Below are 18875 nucleotides of genomic sequence, written 5' to 3' on the forward strand. Positions count from 1 at the left end.
CCTTAATATAAACTGTGTGAAACAATAAAGAACAATCAAAGATTTTTACAGCTAGTAATGACAAGCCCTTTAGCAAGAATCGAATCACATCCCCAAGAAGCCAAACGACTAATCGGTATTGATTATGAGCCTTTTTTAGCAGCATTAGTAGCTTTAGCCGAACAACGTCATTTATAGAAACAGGCAGAAATTGAGAAAAAGAAAGTTCGGATTATTGCTCCTGGTGGTGGGCGTAAACCAGAAATGTCACCTAAAGAAGGAGTCTGCTTGTGTCTAGTTTACCGGCGACAAAAACCGATCTTTGAAATTTTAGGTTTGCTGTTTAATATCTCCAAAACGAAAGCCAATGATGCCTTCAATTATTGGGTAGAGATTATGAGAGATATTTGACTAGCCTCTCAGATGGAAGAAGCCTCTAAATCTAGCCAAAACTATTTCTTCCTTTAGGTAGATGCTGCCATAGCAGCTAATGTTAATTGGAAAAGATGACTTGATGACAATCGACACAACAGCCAGAGCGAGATTTTGATGTGATGTTTAGTCTTCTAGATTTTTCCCAACTAAATCACCCTGATGGTTGAAGTTATCGTGGTAACAATTCTGGCTTACTAGAAGTGAGACTTGGGGAAAGTTATCAAACAGCTTTCCGGCTCTCGTGAGGTTTTTATGAACATTAAAGTAGTTTTACTCTCCACACTGATTGGGACAATTGGCTTAACGGTTCCAGCGATGGCTCAAATCCGCAACCCTTCTCAAGACTTTTTTGATCAGGGACGGGAGCAATTGGAAAGAGAAATCCAGGTTCTTCAAGGAGAATCCTTAATCCTGGGAGATAACCATGAGAAACAACCCTCGGAACCGATACTCAACACCAGTCCTGCTCCCACTCCCTCTCCCAGCGAGACGCCAAATGAGGTGGAAACTCCGAGTCAGCAACCGAATCAGGTAGACAAGCCGGAGCAAAGGATTCAAAATTAATCAGGCTGAGTTGGCACGAACAGGGAGTTCTGTCTCACCGCAGGCAGTGTCATTCCCAGGAGATTCGTGGGCAATTTACTCCGTGAGGTTTTTTAACGCAGAGTTCGCAAAGGGTCACGCAGAGGAGCGCAGAGTTTTTACAGCCCAATCTCAGTTATAGCCAATTCCCCACGAGAACGTAAGGTGCCCAGAGTTCGGGCTTTTGCTGATAGCGGCTATCCTTTAACAGCGCTACTTGAGCGCGGCGAAGCGCTTCGGCTTTGCTAATCGATGTATCTGTTAATTCCTGATAAAATGTCGTCATCAGTTCTGCTGTGGCGGCATCATTGACAAACCACAATGTCGCTAGGGTACTGCGTGCTCCAGCTCTGACGGCTACACCCGCTAATCCTAGCGCTGCTCGCCTATCTCCGGCTGCCGTCTGACAGGCACTGAGAACTAGTAGTTCAATAGGATTTCTACCCGTTTCTTCTCTAGCTCGCAGCACGGTGTTCAACTGATTGACGTTAAGGCGGTCATCCCAAGTCAGAATAAATGTGTCTTTCTCGTTGGAGCTAAACTGACCGTGGGTAGCTAGGTGAACGACGGGGAAAGGAACTGAGTTAATTTCCTTTTGAATGGCGGTGGTGGTAAATTGATCGTCGAGTAATAGCTCACCACTTACCTTTAACTGGATTTTTTTTAATTCTTCCTCCACAAAGGGAAGGGCAGAAAACACTAAAGGTGTTGATGAACTGCTAGTAGTTATTTCGCGAGATTTAGTGATTCCAGCCTTGAGAGCGCTGAGCTGACCGCGTGCTAGAGGTTTGGAATCTAAGAGATTGAGTCCGGGGGTGTAGGCGATCGCATATTTCTCAATGAGAAACTCCTTACCGTCGTTCAAAACTGCCATTGGCAGATTTAGCATGGGGCCATCCAAGACAAAGACAAGGGTTTTGGCTTGAGAGTTGGCGATGTCTTGCTCTACAGGTCGGATTAACCACTCATAGACTTTTTGGGCGAGAGGCAAGTATGACTGTGCAGTGGGAGAAGCTTGGCATGAAGTCGGTACGGGTACTAACCCGCCGCGACATTCTTCTCTAGACACGGCACCTAATCCACCTCGATTTGGGTCAGTGTCCGTACTCTGGGTTTCTTGTCCTGAATTGGCAGCAGGTTCTGTACCCTCAACTTGTCCCCTTTGATCTGGATTAACACTAAAAGGAGCGATCGCTTGGCGTAGCTCATTAAAAGCGTCTTCCACCTGTTTTCTAGGCAGGCGAGTTGCATAATGCCGCAAAGGCGAATTGGGCAGTGATAGCACGACCTCCAACCGATCTTTTAAAACAATCGGGTAGATTACAGCTGCTTTCTGATCAATTTGGTCAATCTTAATGGGAGTACCGGTTAAACAGTCTTCTCGAAAAAAGTTCGCTAGTTCTGCCAGTTGTAGGGATTCAATCACGTCACGAGCCTGAGCCAAGTTCTCTGGATTTGCATCGGATTGCAGAAGCAACTCAACCAGTTCCCGATAGACCGGTTCAACGCTCTCCCGAAATGAGAACTGAACATCTGGGTTAATACTAACCAAGTCACCCCGGAGATCTTTGAGGGTTTTGACCGCAGAATCATAAGCGGCGATGGCTTCCTTCTGATTTCCCTGTGCTTTGAGCAGTCGTCCCAATTGCCACTGCCAGCGATAGGCAATATCTGAGGCGTTAATCGTTTGAGCGATTACCAGTGCTTCCTCGGTAAGCTCTTGTGCTTCACGTAGTTGCCCCGTCTTTTCGTATAGATTACCCAGATTACCGAGAGCGTAAGTTGTAGCTCGTTCGTCACCTAAACTTTTAGCTTGTTCAACTGCCTTTGCCAATAGCTTGGCTGCTGTATCTACTTCAGAGGTGGATAGCTTGAGCAAACTCTGAGCCAAGTTAATCCGAGCGTAAACTGCCGTTCGAGTAGGAGGCAAGTTATCGAGTTGAGACTGAATTTGACCAGAGAGCGATCGCGCTTCTGAAACTCTGTTTTGATCGATCAATAGGCTCAGCTGATTTACTTGTGCTTGTATCTTGAGCGTGGGTGAAGTCGCTTCCTCGACTACCCGTTGATACAGAGCTATCGGGTCTTCACTGCTCTGTCGCGATTGGCGATCGCTACTGGTATTCCCTTGAGCACGAGCCGTGTTGGCTAAACTGAACCGAGCTGCACTAATATTTGCAGGGGATTGTAGGCGTTGAGCTATCTCCAAACTCAGCTTCAAAACGTTCTCGGACTGCTGAACATCCCCCACAAGTTGCAGGACATCACCCAGCGTCCGCAACCCAACAGCTTTATTGAGAGAATCTGGTTGCGCTTTGAGCGTTTGCAGTTGCTCATCCGATATCTTACAGTCCTGATTCTCAAGCCCTAAAGTATTCAGTACGGTCTTACAAGCTCTGGTGTAAAATCCCATATTTTGCAACGCTTGGGCTTGGTTAATTTGGCTTTGGATTCTCCCTTGTTGATTGCCGATTTGAGCGTAGGTAGCCGCTGCCTGTTGCCAAGTCTTGGTAGCTGCTTCAGATTGTCCCAAAGACAATTGCAAGCGACCCTGAATATCCAAGGTTTGAGCGAGAATTTGCAAGCGTTCAGTTGTCTTCCCCGAAGAGCTGGTGCTGTTCGTTTCCCCAGATTGCAGCAGTTTCAAACTCTCTGTCAATGCTTGTTCTGCCTCAGACCACGAGCCAAGTTGCTGATAAGCTAAGGCAAGATTGCTCAACGTCATCGCTGCTTTGAACTGATCTCCCTGAGTCTGGAATGCTGTTGCCGCTTCCTTTAAAACAGCTGTGGCTTCAGAATATTTTCCTGCCTCATAAAGTGCTTTACCCTGCTCCACCAGTGTTTGTGGATTGGATGAATTCTGAACCACCGTCACTCTGGCAGGCGTCTGGGCGAAAACGGCTTGTGTTGCGGCTCCCGAAAACCAGGCAAACCCTTGAGCCAGGAAAAATGAACCGACAAAAAGCAGGCAAAAGAGTTGAGGCTTGGAAAAGAGTTGAAGGTTGGAAGGTTGAATGTTGAATGTTGGTAAGATTCGCTTCAACCGGCGAACCTGCAACCTGTAACCTGCCAACCGACTAACCTTCAACCTGCAACCTGCCAACCTGCCAACCTGCAACCAACCAACCTGCAACCTGCAACCCCTTAAAAGGTGAAGGGGGTAGCGACGATAGAAAAATAAAAGCCGTTTTCTTGCCATGTTCTTTTATTTGAAGAAACCGACACAAGTGGAATACCGTAATCTAGGCGAACTGTGATGCGATCGCTGATTTGCATTTGTAGGCCAAGACCTACAGATGCCAGAAGGCTAGGGTCTGGCTCATCTCTCCCCTCATTGTTCCAAGCTTTGCCTATATCAAAGAATGGAGCAAGCTGAACCAACGTGTTCCACTGCGGTATCCGGAGAACAGGTACCCGTACCTCTGCTGAAGCTAAAACTCCATTATCTGTTAAGAGAATATCCTGGCGGTAACCCCGAATACTTTGTTGACCTCCCAACCCAATCTGCTCTAAGGGCACCAATGCTCTATCCGCGAGTTGCATATCGCCCCGAATCAGGAATAAGGTGTCCGGTGCCAGAAGACGTACCCACTGAGCCTGACCCCGCCAGGAGAAAAAGCGGCTGTCCGGGGGATTTGAGCTAATCGTGGAGCCGAAGGCGTTGACTCCCACACTAAACTGAGAGCGGGCCGCAATTACTTCACGGCTGTTACGCTTCGTCCATTCCTGAAAAAAGCGTAGCGCTGAAATGCGGGTACGTCCCTCATCATCGGCTCCCAAGGAGAGGGGGAAGGGAATCTCTAAAACGGAGGTTTCACTCTCTTGGCGCGAAGCCGTCACACCAATCGCCAATTCTTCCGAGGGGGTTTGCACCAGGGGTTGGCGCAGTGAGAGTTCGTAATAACGCGAACTGGCATTAATATCGAGTCGGTCGAAGGGAGGCTCGATCACGTTGCTCGAAGTCGTGCCGTAGCTGAATCTGACGGTGCCGTTGCGGGCATTAATTGGCAGGGTATAGCTCAGATCGAGGCCATTACTGCCATCGGTATTGCTGTAGCCTAAACTCAGATTATCCCCTGCCCCCGATAAGTTGGCTTGGTTGATCTGCACTCGGCGGTTGAAGCTGCCAACACTGGGGGCTCGGTTATTATCGAGCGAGATTTGCACGTTGCCAGTTTTTGCCTCTGATACCCTCACCTCCAGCACGCTCGATCCGGGTTGCGTTCCCGCTGCGAGTTCGGCAGAGAGGTTTTTAATTAGTGGGTTGAGTTGCAAAAGTTGCAGCGCTTGCAGCAGGCGCTCCCGATTGAGTGGCTTGAATGTGGCGATCGCAATTCGCGATCGCACATAGTCGGGGTCAAGGCGTCGGGTACCCGTGACGTTGATGGATTCCAAACTTCCTTCAACGATCTGAATTGTTACTATGCCCCCTTGAAGGGTTTGCGGCGGGATCAAGGCACCTGAGGTAATGTACCCCCGGTCAAGGTACAGTTGGGTAACTTTGGAACGTGCTTGGAACAGTTCGGCAAATGAGATGTCTCGCCCGGTAAATTCCTTGGTGGCTTCTCTTAATTCGGCGTCGCTAATTGCGGTATTGCCTTCAAACTCGAAGCGTTCAACCCTTATCGTATCAGGGACTTTCCCTGGAATTGGGTCGGGCGATCGGGGGCTTGACGGTGAGGGTTCTAGTAACTGTTCTGGCGGCGGAAGTGGGGTAGGGGGGGCTTGTTGAATAGGGGATTGGGATGGAGGTTCGACTTCATTCCTGGGAACGGACGGACTATCGGGTGAAGGCAGTGGTATTGGTAGGGGTTGCGGAAAAGTGGGAACTTGCCTGCCTGGATTGGGGGTTTGAGCGATATTACCTAATTTGGAATTTAGGATTTTCGCTTGGAGATTAATGTCTAGGAGTTTGGGCGCTTGAGAAATGAAGGGATGGGGTGGATGTTCTTCTGGATTCATGCCATCCAGATTTTTAGGTTCTTCTCCACTGAGGGATTGGGGCGCTGGTGACAGATTGGTCTGATCTGCTGCCAAATCCAAAATCGAAAGCTTCAAGTCGGTTGGGTCAACTGTCTGGGCGCTCACCGCCTCAACCTTCCAACCGCAGCTCAAGACCAATAGGCTTAAGGGCAAGAGTGACGAATATTGACTTAGGCGCACTTTAATTGGCATTGCAGGAAGTGGGTGCAGGTGTCAATGAGGAGTTGTGGGATGTAATGGGAGGAGATTGGGCAGTGAGAATTACCATTCTGCCCGTAGACCCACCCTTGCGCTTCTAAAAGTGCCAGGGTTTTTGGCACCTTGCTTTCAGCGGGAATTGAGTGATTGGAATTGGCTGGAGAATTATTCCTATTGCTATTTTCTCCTGGTGTTTCAGTTGTCACCCAATTTGTTTGCATAGATTTATTGATTTTGATGCGTACTAACGTCAAGATTTAGATTGTTGATTTCCACTTCCCCTGGATGAAACAGTTGCCGTGACAGCCATCGAATGAACACAACGTTAGCCTTATCAGTGCTGGGTTTTCTTGGAATAAGTACACCCGAAGATACCACACGGTATCTTAATAAAACCTCAGCGCTTAGTTGAGATTTTTTAATGATCTTTAAAATTTACCTCTAAATGTAGATGCTAAATCTGACCTTTATTATAAATTGCTTGTACAAAGCGCTGGTGTGACCTCCTCTGCGATCACGCGATCAATCCACATTGACATCAGCTCATCTTATTGAGGATTGCAGGAAACAGCGGGTATCAACGAGGGATTGTGAGGAGTTGCTGTAGGGGCTTTGGCGGTGAGAATCACTTCACCATGAGAACCGTAGACCCACCCTTGAGCTTCTACGAGTTCTGGGGTTTTTGGCACCCTCATTGCCGAGGGAACTAAACCACCGGGATTGGTCGAAGAATTGCCCTCAGAGGGATTGGTCATCGGTGGATCAGTCGTCACCCAATTTGTTTCTACGGACTCACCCTGAAGCGTGTTGTTTGGACTGGACGGTATACCCCCGCGTCCGGTGATGGTAAATTTATTGACTTCCTCCGAGCCTTCTCCACGCACATTACATCGCTGAGCAATCAGTCTAGAGGTATCGACTGGAGCCTGTGGCAGGTTGTTCAACCCTTGATTCGGGTCAATATCCACGTCGTTGATTTCGATCAGCCCTTCTTGTCCATAGGTAGAACTCGCATTGATGTCGTTAGTATTCAGGTTTAGAGGGCGACGAGCAATGCTGTAGAGGCGACGGGCGTTGATTCGGATGCTTCCTCCATTGCCTGTAAAAGCTTGAGCTGTAATGTTGCTATCGTTAACAGGGAGACCCCAAAGACCTGTAGCTCTAGGACGGTCGATGTTAACCCTAATATTGCCTCCATTTCCACCGCCGGGTGCTTGGCCTGCGGTCGTAGAGATATTACTATTGCCGAGCAACACCAAAAAGTCTCCTACGTTTAGCTCAATATCTCCGCCCTCACCTGATAGCGTTGTGGCTGAAATTTCTGCATTCCTCAGTAACAAGATATCTTCTTGGGTGTTGATGAGAATGTCACCCGCTTCTTTGAATTCTTGATTGTTTACGCTGACTTGAGCCCCATCCCTCAAAAACAGCGACCTGGCATTGACAATAATCGCGCCAGCTGTGCCTGTACCTTGTTCTTCCACCGTGCTGAAAAATCCGCTGCGATCGCCTTTTACTGAAATATCACGGTCAGCTTCCACGTATATCAGGCCGGCATCTCCTTGTCCATTGGTTTGCGTTGTTAGTCCAGAGCGATTGTCAGCAGTACCTTCGATAGAGAGTTCTCCAGCTCCCATCAAGATAGCGCCACCATTACCTTCTGCATTCTCTCCCGCACCACTAAGAATCGCCCCCCCATTGGTTAGAGAGACTTTATCCCTGGCTTGCACAATGATTGCTCCCGCATTTCCTTTACCATCGGTACTGGTATTGATTTGAGCACCATCAGTTAAGGAAAGCGACCCTGTATCGATAAAGATCGAACCTACAATATTGTTCCCCCTGCCGCTCAAGAGGGCGTCAAATATACCACCAGCAAACTGACTACTGCCAATGCCACCTTCTGCGCCCTGGTCTATGATGCTAAAAATGCCACTTTCATTGCCGGTAGTTGGAGAAATACCTCTCAAATCGACAGAGTTAGTAGCTTCTACGTATATAAAGCCAGCATCCCCTTTTCCTCCTTCCCTAACGAGGGTTTGGAGTTGACCCCCGTTGTTTAATGAAAGGGTTCCGGTCTCGATCCGGATACCTCCTCCATCGCCTTCTCCCCCCGATTCCACCGTGCTGAAGATGCGGCTGTTGTCGAGCGAAACCAAACCACCATTCGTTTTCAAAATGACACGTCCTGCGTCCCCTACTCCACTGGTTTGAGTTTGCAGTTCGGCATTGTTGTTCATGACAATTGAGCCTGCCTCAATCTGGATACCGAGAGCCTTGCCTACACCTCCAGATTCCACCGTGCTGAAGATTGCACTGTTATCCAGAAAAACTTGGTCAGCTTGCACTAAAACAACGCCAGAATTCCCTAGTCCGAAGGTACTGGTCGTCAGTTTAGCGTCATCCGTCAAGTAAAACGACTTGGCTTTGATACCAATGCCCCCTGCATCACCTTGTGCCCCACTGACCACTTGACTGAAAACAGTAGTATTTTGACCCGTAATTAGCACCGAGTCAGTAGCATTAAAAGCAACAATTCCCGAATCACCCTGACCGTAGGTACTGGTATCTAACTGGGAACCATTAGTTAGTGAAATATTTCTGCCTAGAATTCTAATCAGGCCAGTTCCGGTTCCATTGTCTTGACCCGTCGTTGCATTAATTTTCGCAGCATTTGTAAGGAGTACATCAGCTCGTACTAAATCATCAGAAAAGCCCAATGCTTTGCCCGTACTCTCCAGATTGAGATCTACTTGTCCAGCACCTCCCACCGCTCCGATCTCAACCTGACCTCCTGTAGCCTTCAACTCTCCACCACTAAGAGTCACGTTACCGCCCAATAGTATTAAGCGCTGATTGTCATAAACTTCTAGGGTGCCTCCCAGGTTAGATATTGGGCCGGGGGTTCTTGCCGAGGTGAGAAAACCGCCGGGATCGCCCACAATAGTTAGTAAGCTACTTGGCCCTCCCGGATTCGTGGCACTAAATTGGCTGCCATTCGGCCACACGAGAGCATCAACGGTCGTCGCTACAAAGGCACCTCTGCCCGACTTGTCGCCAACATCGAGTGAGGAGTTGGGGCCAAATATAATCCCATAGGGGTTTATAAAGAAAAGATTGACATCGGGGCTTGAGGTATACATTTTTCCATCGATACGAGATAGACTACCTCCCGTTACCCGCGCCAGAATATTTTTGATGCCGACATCGCTTTTAAAATCCGCTATTTCGCCTTGATTGAGGTTAAATACCCTAAAGCTGTGGAAGAGATTGCTGCCAACAGTTTGACCGAGTCCTGGAAGAATTATGTATCTAGACCCTGTCAAGGTGACAGCAGGCCCAAGGGTTCCATCGGTAGTAATATTTTGAGCTAAAACACAACTTCTTGAGGAAGCGATCGCGCCACTTATCCCCAATGTAAACACGATGCCTAATTTCCAGCCTTGATGATGGAGTTGTCGCAACACCCTGAGTATCAACACTGCCTTAGCCTAGCTATTGCAATAGGTTTTTGTAGCACTAGGGCATAAGATAGCATAGTTGATTTTGATGAGATAGGCTCCCTTGTTAAGTTTTACCAAGGGTTGCAGCCAGAACGTGGAGAATGACTCTGTCGGCTAACCAGCACAGAAAACTGCGATCGCTTCTTGTCCTGCACTCAAATCTAGGAGCAGACAAACTAAGATATCATTTCTGAGCTGACCACATGGGTAGCTGGTTAACCGATTGCAAGGTTAAATCTACATAAGTGATATTTGGTTTAACCTGCTTTTCTCCAAAATAGCCTGTAGGGCCATCATGAGCTTGGGGACCAATCGTTTGGACTGTAAATTGGCCTTGACGAAGAGCTTGATTAAACGGAGAACCAACCGTCCAAGGCCAGCGTGAGGGGAATATAATACGGCCTATATCTTCAATCCAATCGCGATCGCCTTGGAGATGATAGACATGCTGACTTGCATTGAAGCCATCCTTCCCTGAAAAGACACCACCGACGGAGACAACCTGGATTTGAGGCTGTAGCCAACGCTCCAGATAAGGCGATGCACCTAGGGCAACTTGTGCCCCTCCACTCGTACCAATCAGAATAATTTTCAGCGGTTGACTCGAGTTTTGGGGTATGGGATGCGCTGCGTTCATGCGATCAATAATGGCACTGGCAATTCCCTGGTTATAAATTGAGCCGTAGCGCTCATCTACGGAAATTGCGAATCGCCAAAGATTACGAATTTTGATCAGGATATCTGCATCTTTGAACCAACCATCTGCCTGTTCGACAAAACGCCAAATGGGAGCGAATATTCTTCTTCCACCAAGACTTTCGTTGGCGGCTGAGTAGGGGAAAACATCCGAAACAGCCACACAATTCGGATGAAGCTGAATTAAACGGTTCAAAAAAAATTCTTCCCCAGGAGTTAACTGATTAGCCGAAAAATCTCCGACTCCCGGTAAAAAGACAATATAACAATTAATGTTTGAAGACTTCGCGGTCGAACGAATACCCCCGTCGTAAGGCAAGCTCTTAGAGCGATTCTTCTTTAAACCTAGATTCTCAGATTTATTCGCCCACCAAACTAGAGTTCCCACTGGTGAAAGGGTTCCCCAAGCAAGCAGAATTATTCCTGTTAGAATTAATAGCTTCAAGGTTCCGTCTCGAAGCCGTAAAAGTATCTGCCCAATTAACTTTAGCATTCGATCCCTGGCAAACAAAAATTGGACGGGAAAGATACCCATCCTACAAGAAATGTGCTAAGCATCAACATGCAATTTAAATGCGCGACAGCTTATAAGTTGAGCTTTTGTAGTAGCTTCTTAAATGGAACAGTATTCTATCCATGCTGTCATCTATCATGAGCTGTAGGAATTTAGGGTGAGGAGTAAAAATATCAAAGGAAATTTATGCACGGTTCTGCGGAAGGCACTGGCTTTAGATGGAGATTTCTATGAACATGCACAGAATACGTCTAAAAATCAAGGCATAGCCCGAACAATTGTGATTTTAGCAGCTGTATCCCATGCTCTCGGTAGTGCGGTAATTTTAGTGATTAATCGAGCTACACTACCGATTCTGGTCTTCTCGCTGGTGCTTGATGCACTTAGTGTGGTGGCAGGCTACTATTTTTGGACGCTCACCATCTGGAAGATCGGACAGTGGCTCAAACGGGATTCTTTAACCTATCGAGATTTGCTCATTCCCATTGGCTTTGCCTATGCTCCTCAAGTACTCAACTTTTTAACACTAATTCCTTTGTTGGGACGCCCCGTTGAGCTAGTTTTAGCAATCTGGAGTTTGCTAGCTGTGATTGTCGCCGTTCGCCAAGGTTTAGATATACAGACTCGCTGGGCTGCGCTAATTTGTTTGGTGGGCTGGCCTCTTGTTCAGGTTGCAATCGGATTTGTTCAAGTCTACAAAAGTTCATGAATTCTCCGATCGCTCTGTCCGGTGATTGCTGCCATTGCCATCTCGTTGCGATCGCATTTCGGCAAGTTTTCTGAGGGAATCTCCAATGCTACGAGGCTGAGGCACCTGTTGCTTCCCCGCAGGCCATCCTTCACGCTGACGCGCTCTATCCCCATCTGTCTCTTCGGTTTGGTCGTGGAACAGGATTTGTTGTGTCGGGAAGGGTAGGTCAATACCATGAGCTGTGAGCTTCTTCTTAATCGCAGAAAGCACCTGATCGCGTGCGTCGAGCGCATCTGCACGTCGCGGCGGTGCGATCCACCAGCGAGCACGGATGTTAACTGTACTGGGAGCCAGTTCCATGACTAGAGCCTCAGGCCGTGGCTCCTTCAATACCTTGTCCACACTAGCGATCGCTTCTAAAATCAACTCCTTGGCTCGGTCGATATCATCACCGTAACCGATGCCAACGTCATACTCTAAGCGGCGGTTTTCAAAGGCAGTGTTAACGGTGACCGAATTTGTAAACAGATCAGAATTTGGGATGACAATACGGCGACCATCATAGGTGCGGATAGTTGTGGCGCGTGTTTGGATGCTCTCAACCGTTCCTTCAAAATTTTTGAATACGATCTGGTCATTAATCTGGAACGGCTCTGTCAAGAGAATCAAGATACCCGCTAGGAAGTTTTGCAGAATATCGCGGAAGGCGAAACCAATCGCCACACCACTAATCCCTAGCAACTGAACCAAATCCCCTGCCTTAAATGAGGGTATGACAATCGATAAGGCGACAAATAGACCGACTAAAATAATAGTTCCTTGGGATAATCGTCCCAGTACTAAGCCTAGACTGCGAGCCTGTCGATGCCGTCGGGTTACTCGTTTGACCAGAGACTTAATCGCTCTGGCAGCAAAATAAAAAATGACGAAGACGATGACAGCCAACACAATATTAGGCAGCATGACGATCAATCCGTCAAGCATTCCCTGCATTTTTTCCCAGGCTGTTGATACCGCTTCTTGGGGCTTCATGACTCCTCCAGCTCTTGAAAACGCTGTTCATCGTAATCAAAAGGAGGCCGTTCAAAATCTGCCTTAGGTCAGTAGATCCTACCAGAATGCCCCATCGATGGCAAAGTAATGAAGACATCATCAAAATCTGAGGAGGGAAAGCACTACCGATGGAACTGATTAAAGTTCAACTGATGTTTGAAAATGCCCCCAGGCGATCGCATAAAGATTACTCTGCTGAATTGGAGGACTTAAATGGGAAGTTCGCAGAATTATCCCGACTTCCTTGTCAGGGAGAGTTAATCTCGTTTGGTGAGGGTCAACTACAAAGTGTGGGGCCATGCTTCACGGTCATAGAAGTCGTCCACTTCGCGTCCCCTCGCGAAAATGGTCTGGTCGGTCAACTAACACTACGTAAGTGTTTCCCAAGGTAGGTCGCATCGGTTTAGAGCTATCAATCTAGAGGAGTGAAAATATCTAGGGATAGCTCTCTCTGATAGAGCCTTTTATTTATTTGGTGATAGAGTTGCACTTGATTTCAGAACTGTTGGGGCATCACCAAGGGTTACAGCCTTTTGCCATGCGGGTAAAGAGCCTAACGAAACAGTGAGGATGAAACCAACGATTAAAACAGTATTCACAAGAAAGGCTGAGCAAAGATTGAAACTATCTTCGTTCTTCATCTTAAATTCTCCTAACTACCGCCTTTTCTCTAGAAAAACATAAACCCAGAGTAACTACTTCCCTCTACTTGCCTATTTCTGAAGTTATCTCTAAAAATTACCTCCAAGTTATCCTAGTTGAACCTAGCAGCATCGCTGGGTCAAAATTACAACTTCCCTAAGGGCAAGAGTGAGCTTCCTACAGATAGATTGTTGGTGAAGTTGTTTTCTATTCCAATATCACTCGTACTGTTCTAAATTCAGGTGAAGTTAGGTTCAAACCAAATAAAGATTAAGTAAAAATACAGTGGGAGTGGAGTCTGATACCAAATCCGCATTTTCAAGTCAGGTAGGCAGAAATAAACCAAGGTATATCAACACATGTTAAGAGACTAAAATCCTCTTCCCTTCTGCCTTCTGTCCTCGTATGAGATCCGGTCTGCCTTGCCTCAACAACACATATTAATGCCTACCTACTTACAACCCGGATTTGGTATCACAGAGGGTATGTCATGAGCGATTAGCTACTCCGTGCGAGCTGGCAAAGGTGCAGGTTGTACGGTTAAATCTAGAGCCTGTCCTCCCCGTTGAACTTTCATGGGTAACTGACCACCAACTCCGCTATTTTCCACCTGCTGCTGGACTTGTTCAGCTTTAGTCACTGGCTGATTGTTAACCGATTGGATGACATCTCCGGGTTTGAGTCCTGATCGATCAGCTGGGGAACCTTGAACAACTTGGACGATCAGAACGCCCTGATCTGCATCAACACGAATGTTAGGATTGCGACTATTACTCAAGCGTTGCTTAATTTCTGGGGTAAGGGAGACCATCTTGACTCCTAGGAAAGGATGCTCCACTCTTCCTTTGGTAATCAGTTGGTCAGCAATCCGTTTCGCGGTATCGATGGGGATGGCAAAGCCGATTCCTTGTGCTCCTTGGATAATGGCTGTGTTGACACCAATCACTTGACCGCGAGCATTGAGCAGAGGGCCGCCGGAGTTACCAGGATTAATTGCAGCATCAGTCTGAATAAAGGGAACACGCTTATCTGTAGCACCGATATCGCTACTGGAACGGTCTATAGCACTGACCACGCCGACGGTTACGGTTTCTTGCAAACCCAAGGGATTACCAATGGCGATCGCCCATTGTCCTGGCTGCACCTGAGTAGAACTTGCGAGTTCTACCGTTGGCAAGTTATTGGCTGAAACTTGAACAACAGCAATATCCGTCAAAGGGTCTTCTCCCAGCACCTTGCCATCTAAACTCCGACCATCAGAGAACGACACTGTCACGATATCCGCTTTATTGACAACGTGAGAATTGGTCAAAATCAGACCTTTGCTGTTGATGACAAAGCCAGAACCAACCCCCCGTTGAACTCGCTCTTGAGGCTGTGTGGGAATCCCGTCGCCAAAAAACCGTCGAAAGAATGGATCGTTAAATTCCTCTGGAAGCTGCCTTCTCACCGTTTGAGAGGTATTAATTCGCACTACTGCCGGTTCAACTTTCTTGACCACTTCAACAACAAAGTTACTGTCTTCCTGAGTTGGTGTTAGAGGGCGATTCGATGCCGTCCTTTGCGTGCTATCGCTGGTACCTGTTGAATCCTCAAGAGATTGAGGATTTGTCTGCTCAGAAGGAGGCCGATTGGACGACCCAGCGCAGCCACTCAATAATGCTACTCCTACACTAACCAGTGGCAACAAGACGTAAATTGCTGGTTTCTGCCAAAAAGCTTGGCCTGGGGTATTGGTGCGCATTGGTTTAACCTTGGTGTACGATTGGCTCGGCTCTTCTGTTGAGGTAGAGGGATTTGAGTCAGTTTGATTAGGGGAGTAACTATAGGGGTTTTTTTCCATAAAACTGTGTCCTCCACAGAGACAATCGGCAAGCACACTATAATCTAATCTGCATTAATTAAGACTTAGCCATTCTTACATTAATTGTCTTCTGTCTTCAGAACCCTCTGAGGAATATTTGGTAGGTCTGTGCAACAGAGACCGGGCACTGCCTTGCTTGGCCTCTTGCCCCAGATAGAAACTAGCACCTCCCGATTTGGCTAGAGGTACACTCTCGCCTGTAGGGGCTCTCTTGCCATTCGCCCGTACCCACATCTGCCACCTTCTTCAGTCAAATTGGTAGAACACAACTTAGGGGGCTTTGCGATCATTCGCCCCTACTATTTCCCCGCACAGGAAGAATTCTTACCCTCTGCACGCTTTCTTTAGGAAGATGACACAATTGATTAGACAATATTAAAGTTCAGAAAAATTTGTCGCAAGAATTAAAAAATGGAGGCAACGTTGTGAGTTTAGGGAAATTGATCGGCTTACTCGCCTTTGCAGTTTCTCTTTACATCTTGTGGGAGATCCGACAAATCCTTTTGCTGGTCTTTGCAGCAGTTGTCTTTGCAGTTGCCTTAAACCGAGTGGTGCGCTGGCTTCAGCAACGAAGATTCAAGCGAGGCCACGCCATTGGACTAACAGTTATTAGCTTACTGTTAATTTTCGTTATCCTCTTCGCCATAATTGGACCATCTTTTTCTAAGCAGTTGGAACAATTGGTCAGCCTTGTACCAACCCTATTAGAACGGCTGCGTGGTTGGTTAAACTCTCTGGAAACCTGGATTCCAGAGCAACTGTTAGATGTCCGTAACCTTGGTAATCTGATTCCAAGACTTCAACCCGTGGTAACTCAGGTATTGGGCAATGCATATACCTGGTTTTCCGATTTTCTGGCAATTCTGCTGAATCTTTTGCTGGTCATCGTTCTGACCATCATGCTATTGGCTAACCCCACACCCTATCGACGAGGCTTTATCCTGCTATTTCCTGCCTTTTATCGTCGGCGTGTTGATGAGATTCTCTCAGAGTGTGAAACAACTTTAGTGGGATGGATGACCGCCACTCTCATCGATATGGCAGCCATTGGTGTGGTGAGTTTTATTGGTCTGTTAATTTTAGGGGTGCCCCTAGCCTTAGCAAATGCTCTTTTGGCAGGGTTATTAGAGTTTATTCCGAATGTGGGTCCCGTTTTGAGTGTGATACCGCCAATGGCAGTTGCCGTACTTGATGCCCCTTGGAAAGCCATTGCCGTATTAGGGCTTTACCTTCTGATTCAGCAGTTTGAAGCTTATTTTCTCGTGCCCTTTGTAATGAAACAGCACGTATCTTTACTGCCAGCGCTTACGTTGTTATCAGTGGTGGTTTTTGGCTCATTCTTTGGATTTGCTGGTGTATTTCTTTCGGTACCACTTGTAATTGTTGTCAAAATTTGGCTGAAAGAACTTTTAATTAAAGATGTCCTCAACAATTGGCATAAAAATGAAGGAGATGAATCTCCACAAGAGCTAGTCATCACTGAGGGTGAAATAAGTGAAATCGCTGAACCAAAAAGTATAAATGATGAAGTATTGTGAATGATAAAGAAGAAAAATCTAGCCTTTGTCGATTAGATTAGATACACTCTGACCTCTCTCCAAGCCTCTCTCCTAAAAGGAGAGAGGCTTGGATTCTTTCTCCCTTATAAACGTTTTATACCCATTGGCTTTTTTTGGGAGAGCTATCAGAGAAGATGTGTCAAAGTCAAATCGAATTGGTATTACAGCTAGTGGCTTTGATTAGTTACTGCCAGCACTACCTTCACCACTGCCGCTCTCGCTAGGATTATCACTGTCGCTACGACGACCGAGGGATGAGAAATACCAAAACGAGGGCAACACCAGTACAGTGATTACCAGTATGCCTAACGCCACATAACCTGACTGCTGATTAGAGTCATCTGTGTTATTGGTATCCACAGTAATGTCTTGCAATGTAGTAACGTTAGCACCCAGTTTGATGACCAGTGACTTAATACCAGCTAGAATGCCATCCTCAAAGTCACCCTGTCGGAATTGAGGGATAATTTCTTTTTGGATGATGCCACTAACTTGCGTATTAGGTAATATGGCCTCAATGCCGTAGCCGGTGGTAATTTCCACACGGCGATCGCTTTTAGATACCAAAAGCAGCACCCCGTTTCTGCCAATATCCCAATAGTTAAATAGTTTGGTGGTAAATGCTTTAACGCTAGGGGCGGGTGTCGTTTCCGGTACGGTGACAACAGCAATTCCCTCTCCGGTTTGACTGTGCAACTCAGAGATAGTCTGGTTAAGCTTGGCTTCAGTATTCGGGCTGAGAATTTGTGCCATATCCGTAACCCAACCACCATACTCAGTTTGGGGATTGGGTACATCTTGTACTGTCAGGGCATAACTGGGCAGTGGGACAAGGATAAAACTTAAACACAGACAAACGGTCCAAAAAGCACGTTTGGCTGTAAATGTTACAGGCAACATGGTTGAAGCTGGAATTGGTGAACAATAACCGAATTTAGTATGATTGCACCTTTTCATCCGTTTGCAGCACTACAAACCGATGCTCATCCGGGGGCTATGATTTGTGAGGGCAATTTTCCTACAGTGTATACACAGTCTTTCTTGCCCCATAAATCCCCCCATTTTGGGGGATTTTAAGATTCCGGTTCCCCTAACACCGCACCCAACGGAGAATCGCTCTATCTGAAGCGCGATCGCACTTGCATTTCAAATGGCACTAAAGGGTTGCGATCATCTCCTGTATGCGTTGGTGGAGAGCTGTATTTCTATGCTCAGTGCAAAGTGTTGCTGCTTTGTGTAAATCTTCCAGCGCTCCCTGATTATCTCCCATTCGAGAACGGGCAAGACCACGTCCGTAGTAGCCATGCTCATCGTTGGGATCGATATCAGGAGCAGGCGCGATCGCTTGTGCTTGATTGTAATCCTGAAATGCTCCTGGCTCGTCTCCTAGATCGTACTTGGCGTTGCCTCGGTTATAGTAGGCAGCAACATAGTTAGGCTTGAGCTGCAATGTTTGGGTTAAATCTGCGATCGCTTCATGATAGTTGCTCAGTTGATAGTTGAGGACACCTCAGTTGTAGTACCTATCGGCGTTAGGGTCGAGACGGATAGCCTCGGTGAAATCCTCAATTGCTCCTTGATTATCACCTAGCTGAGAGCGGGCAAGACCTCGGTTGTAGTAGGCATTAGCATAATTGGGATTGAGACGAATCGCCTGGTTGTAATCCTCAACTGATCGCTGATATTCACCTAGGCCATAACGGATATCACCTCGATTATAGTAGGGAAGAGCATAGTTAGGATTGAGACGAATCGCCTGGTTACAATCCTCAATTGCTCCCTGATGATCACCTAGATCATAGCGGGCAAGACCTCGGTTGATGTAGGCAATAGCGTCCTTGGGAGCGAGACGAATCACCTGAGTGAAATTCTCAATTGCTCCCTGATGATCACCTAGATCATAGCGGGCAAGACCTCGGTTGTAGTAGGCAAGAATGTTGAAAAAATTCTCCAGTATCTTGTACAAAAAAAATGCAGCCAGTATTACCAGAATTAATATTGCTACTTTAGGAACTATTTCCAGAGATGCGATCGCGCTGCTATTGACTAATCGATAAAGCCCAACAGCTAGCGCAATGCCTATTCCTATGCGGAAAAGCGTTTTGACAATGTTGTTCATCGCTTTAATCTACGTTTTTAGGCAGGTGTAGTGAGTGAAAGAGCTACAGTAGATTTA

Annotated in this window: 15 protein-coding genes; 5 read left to right on the forward strand and 10 right to left on the reverse strand. The window is 47.0% G+C overall.

The genetic code is table 11. The features are described 5' to 3' along the window. The first annotated feature begins 243 nt into the window (after positions 1–243). Together V6C93_RS38905 and V6C93_RS34900 are read left to right on the forward strand one after the other, a co-directional pair. Positions 244–390 carry a helix-turn-helix domain-containing protein gene (locus tag V6C93_RS38905; protein WP_414644348.1) on the forward strand — a complete coding sequence of 49 codons (147 nt, stop codon included), beginning with the start codon at positions 244–246 and terminating at the stop codon, positions 388–390. A gap of 276 nt (positions 391–666) precedes the next feature. After that, a complete protein-coding gene (locus tag V6C93_RS34900) occupies positions 667–978 on the forward strand; it encodes a hypothetical protein (RefSeq protein ID WP_333481289.1) in 312 nt (103 codons plus the stop codon). Between the two features lie 154 nt (positions 979–1132). Here the strand turns inward: V6C93_RS34900 and V6C93_RS34905 are convergent, their stop codons facing one another. From V6C93_RS34905 to V6C93_RS34920, 4 genes are all read right to left on the reverse strand, one after another. Then, positions 1133–4195: a CHAT domain-containing protein gene (locus V6C93_RS34905; protein ID WP_333481290.1), complete on the reverse strand. Its 3063-nt coding sequence runs from the start codon at positions 4193–4195 to the stop codon at positions 1133–1135. Continuing rightward, on the reverse strand, positions 4141–6171 hold the full coding sequence (locus tag V6C93_RS34910; RefSeq protein WP_333481291.1) for a ShlB/FhaC/HecB family hemolysin secretion/activation protein: 2031 nt from the start codon (positions 6169–6171) through the stop codon (positions 4141–4143). Before V6C93_RS34910 ends, V6C93_RS34905 begins: the two co-directional genes overlap by 55 nt. 554 nt (positions 6172–6725) lie before the next feature. Next, a complete protein-coding gene (locus V6C93_RS34915; RefSeq protein ID WP_333481292.1) occupies positions 6726–9659 on the reverse strand; it encodes an S-layer family protein in 2934 nt (977 codons plus the stop codon). Between the two features lie 205 nt (positions 9660–9864). Further along, positions 9865–10869 (reverse strand): hypothetical protein, encoded by a 1005-nt coding sequence (locus V6C93_RS34920; protein ID WP_333481293.1) that lies wholly within the window; start codon positions 10867–10869, stop codon positions 9865–9867. 178 nt (positions 10870–11047) lie between these two features. Here V6C93_RS34920 and V6C93_RS34925 point away from each other — a divergent pair, with 178 nt between their 5' ends. Then, positions 11048–11599, forward strand: a complete 552-nt coding sequence (locus tag V6C93_RS34925; RefSeq protein ID WP_333481294.1) for a hypothetical protein — start codon at positions 11048–11050, stop codon at positions 11597–11599. Here the strand turns inward: V6C93_RS34925 and V6C93_RS34930 are convergent. Further along, on the reverse strand, positions 11594–12613 hold the full coding sequence (locus tag V6C93_RS34930; RefSeq protein WP_333481295.1) for a mechanosensitive ion channel family protein: 1020 nt from the start codon (positions 12611–12613) through the stop codon (positions 11594–11596). The genes V6C93_RS34925 and V6C93_RS34930 overlap by 6 nt on opposite strands. 149 nt (positions 12614–12762) lie before the next feature. Between V6C93_RS34930 and V6C93_RS34935 the strand changes: the two genes are divergently transcribed. Continuing rightward, positions 12763–13026 carry a hypothetical protein gene (locus V6C93_RS34935; RefSeq protein WP_333481296.1) on the forward strand — a complete coding sequence of 88 codons (264 nt, stop codon included), beginning with the start codon at positions 12763–12765 and terminating at the stop codon, positions 13024–13026. Between the two features lie 72 nt (positions 13027–13098). On the opposite strand, the gene V6C93_RS34940 is transcribed toward V6C93_RS34935, so the two are convergent. Further along, the gene (locus tag V6C93_RS34940; protein ID WP_333481297.1) at positions 13099–13275 is read right to left on the reverse strand and encodes a hypothetical protein; all 177 of its coding nucleotides are present in this window, start codon (positions 13273–13275) and stop codon (positions 13099–13101) included. A 503-nt stretch (positions 13276–13778) separates the two neighbouring features. Then, on the reverse strand, positions 13779–15020 hold the full coding sequence (locus tag V6C93_RS34945) for an HhoA/HhoB/HtrA family serine endopeptidase (protein WP_349262935.1): 1242 nt from the start codon (positions 15018–15020) through the stop codon (positions 13779–13781). Between the two features lie 545 nt (positions 15021–15565). Between V6C93_RS34945 and V6C93_RS34950 the strand changes: the two genes are divergently transcribed. Next, positions 15566–16678: an AI-2E family transporter gene (locus tag V6C93_RS34950; RefSeq protein ID WP_333481299.1), complete on the forward strand. Its 1113-nt coding sequence runs from the start codon at positions 15566–15568 to the stop codon at positions 16676–16678. Positions 16679–16879: 201 nt separating this feature from the next. Here the strand turns inward: V6C93_RS34950 and V6C93_RS34955 are convergent, their stop codons facing one another. From V6C93_RS34955 to V6C93_RS34965, 3 genes are all read right to left on the reverse strand, one after another. Further along, a complete protein-coding gene (locus V6C93_RS34955; protein WP_333481300.1) occupies positions 16880–17599 on the reverse strand; it encodes a TPM domain-containing protein in 720 nt (239 codons plus the stop codon). 256 nt (positions 17600–17855) lie between these two features. Next, positions 17856–18191, reverse strand: a complete 336-nt coding sequence (locus tag V6C93_RS34960) for a tetratricopeptide repeat protein (protein ID WP_333481302.1) — start codon at positions 18189–18191, stop codon at positions 17856–17858. Positions 18192–18209: 18 nt separating this feature from the next. Then, positions 18210–18818 carry a tetratricopeptide repeat protein gene (locus V6C93_RS34965; protein ID WP_333481301.1) on the reverse strand — a complete coding sequence of 203 codons (609 nt, stop codon included), beginning with the start codon at positions 18816–18818 and terminating at the stop codon, positions 18210–18212. Positions 18819–18875: the final 57 nt, after the last annotated feature.

Origin of the sequence: Allocoleopsis sp. (genome assembly GCF_036703385.1) — a bacterium.
GTDB lineage: Bacteria > Cyanobacteriota > Cyanobacteriia > Cyanobacteriales > Coleofasciculaceae > Allocoleopsis.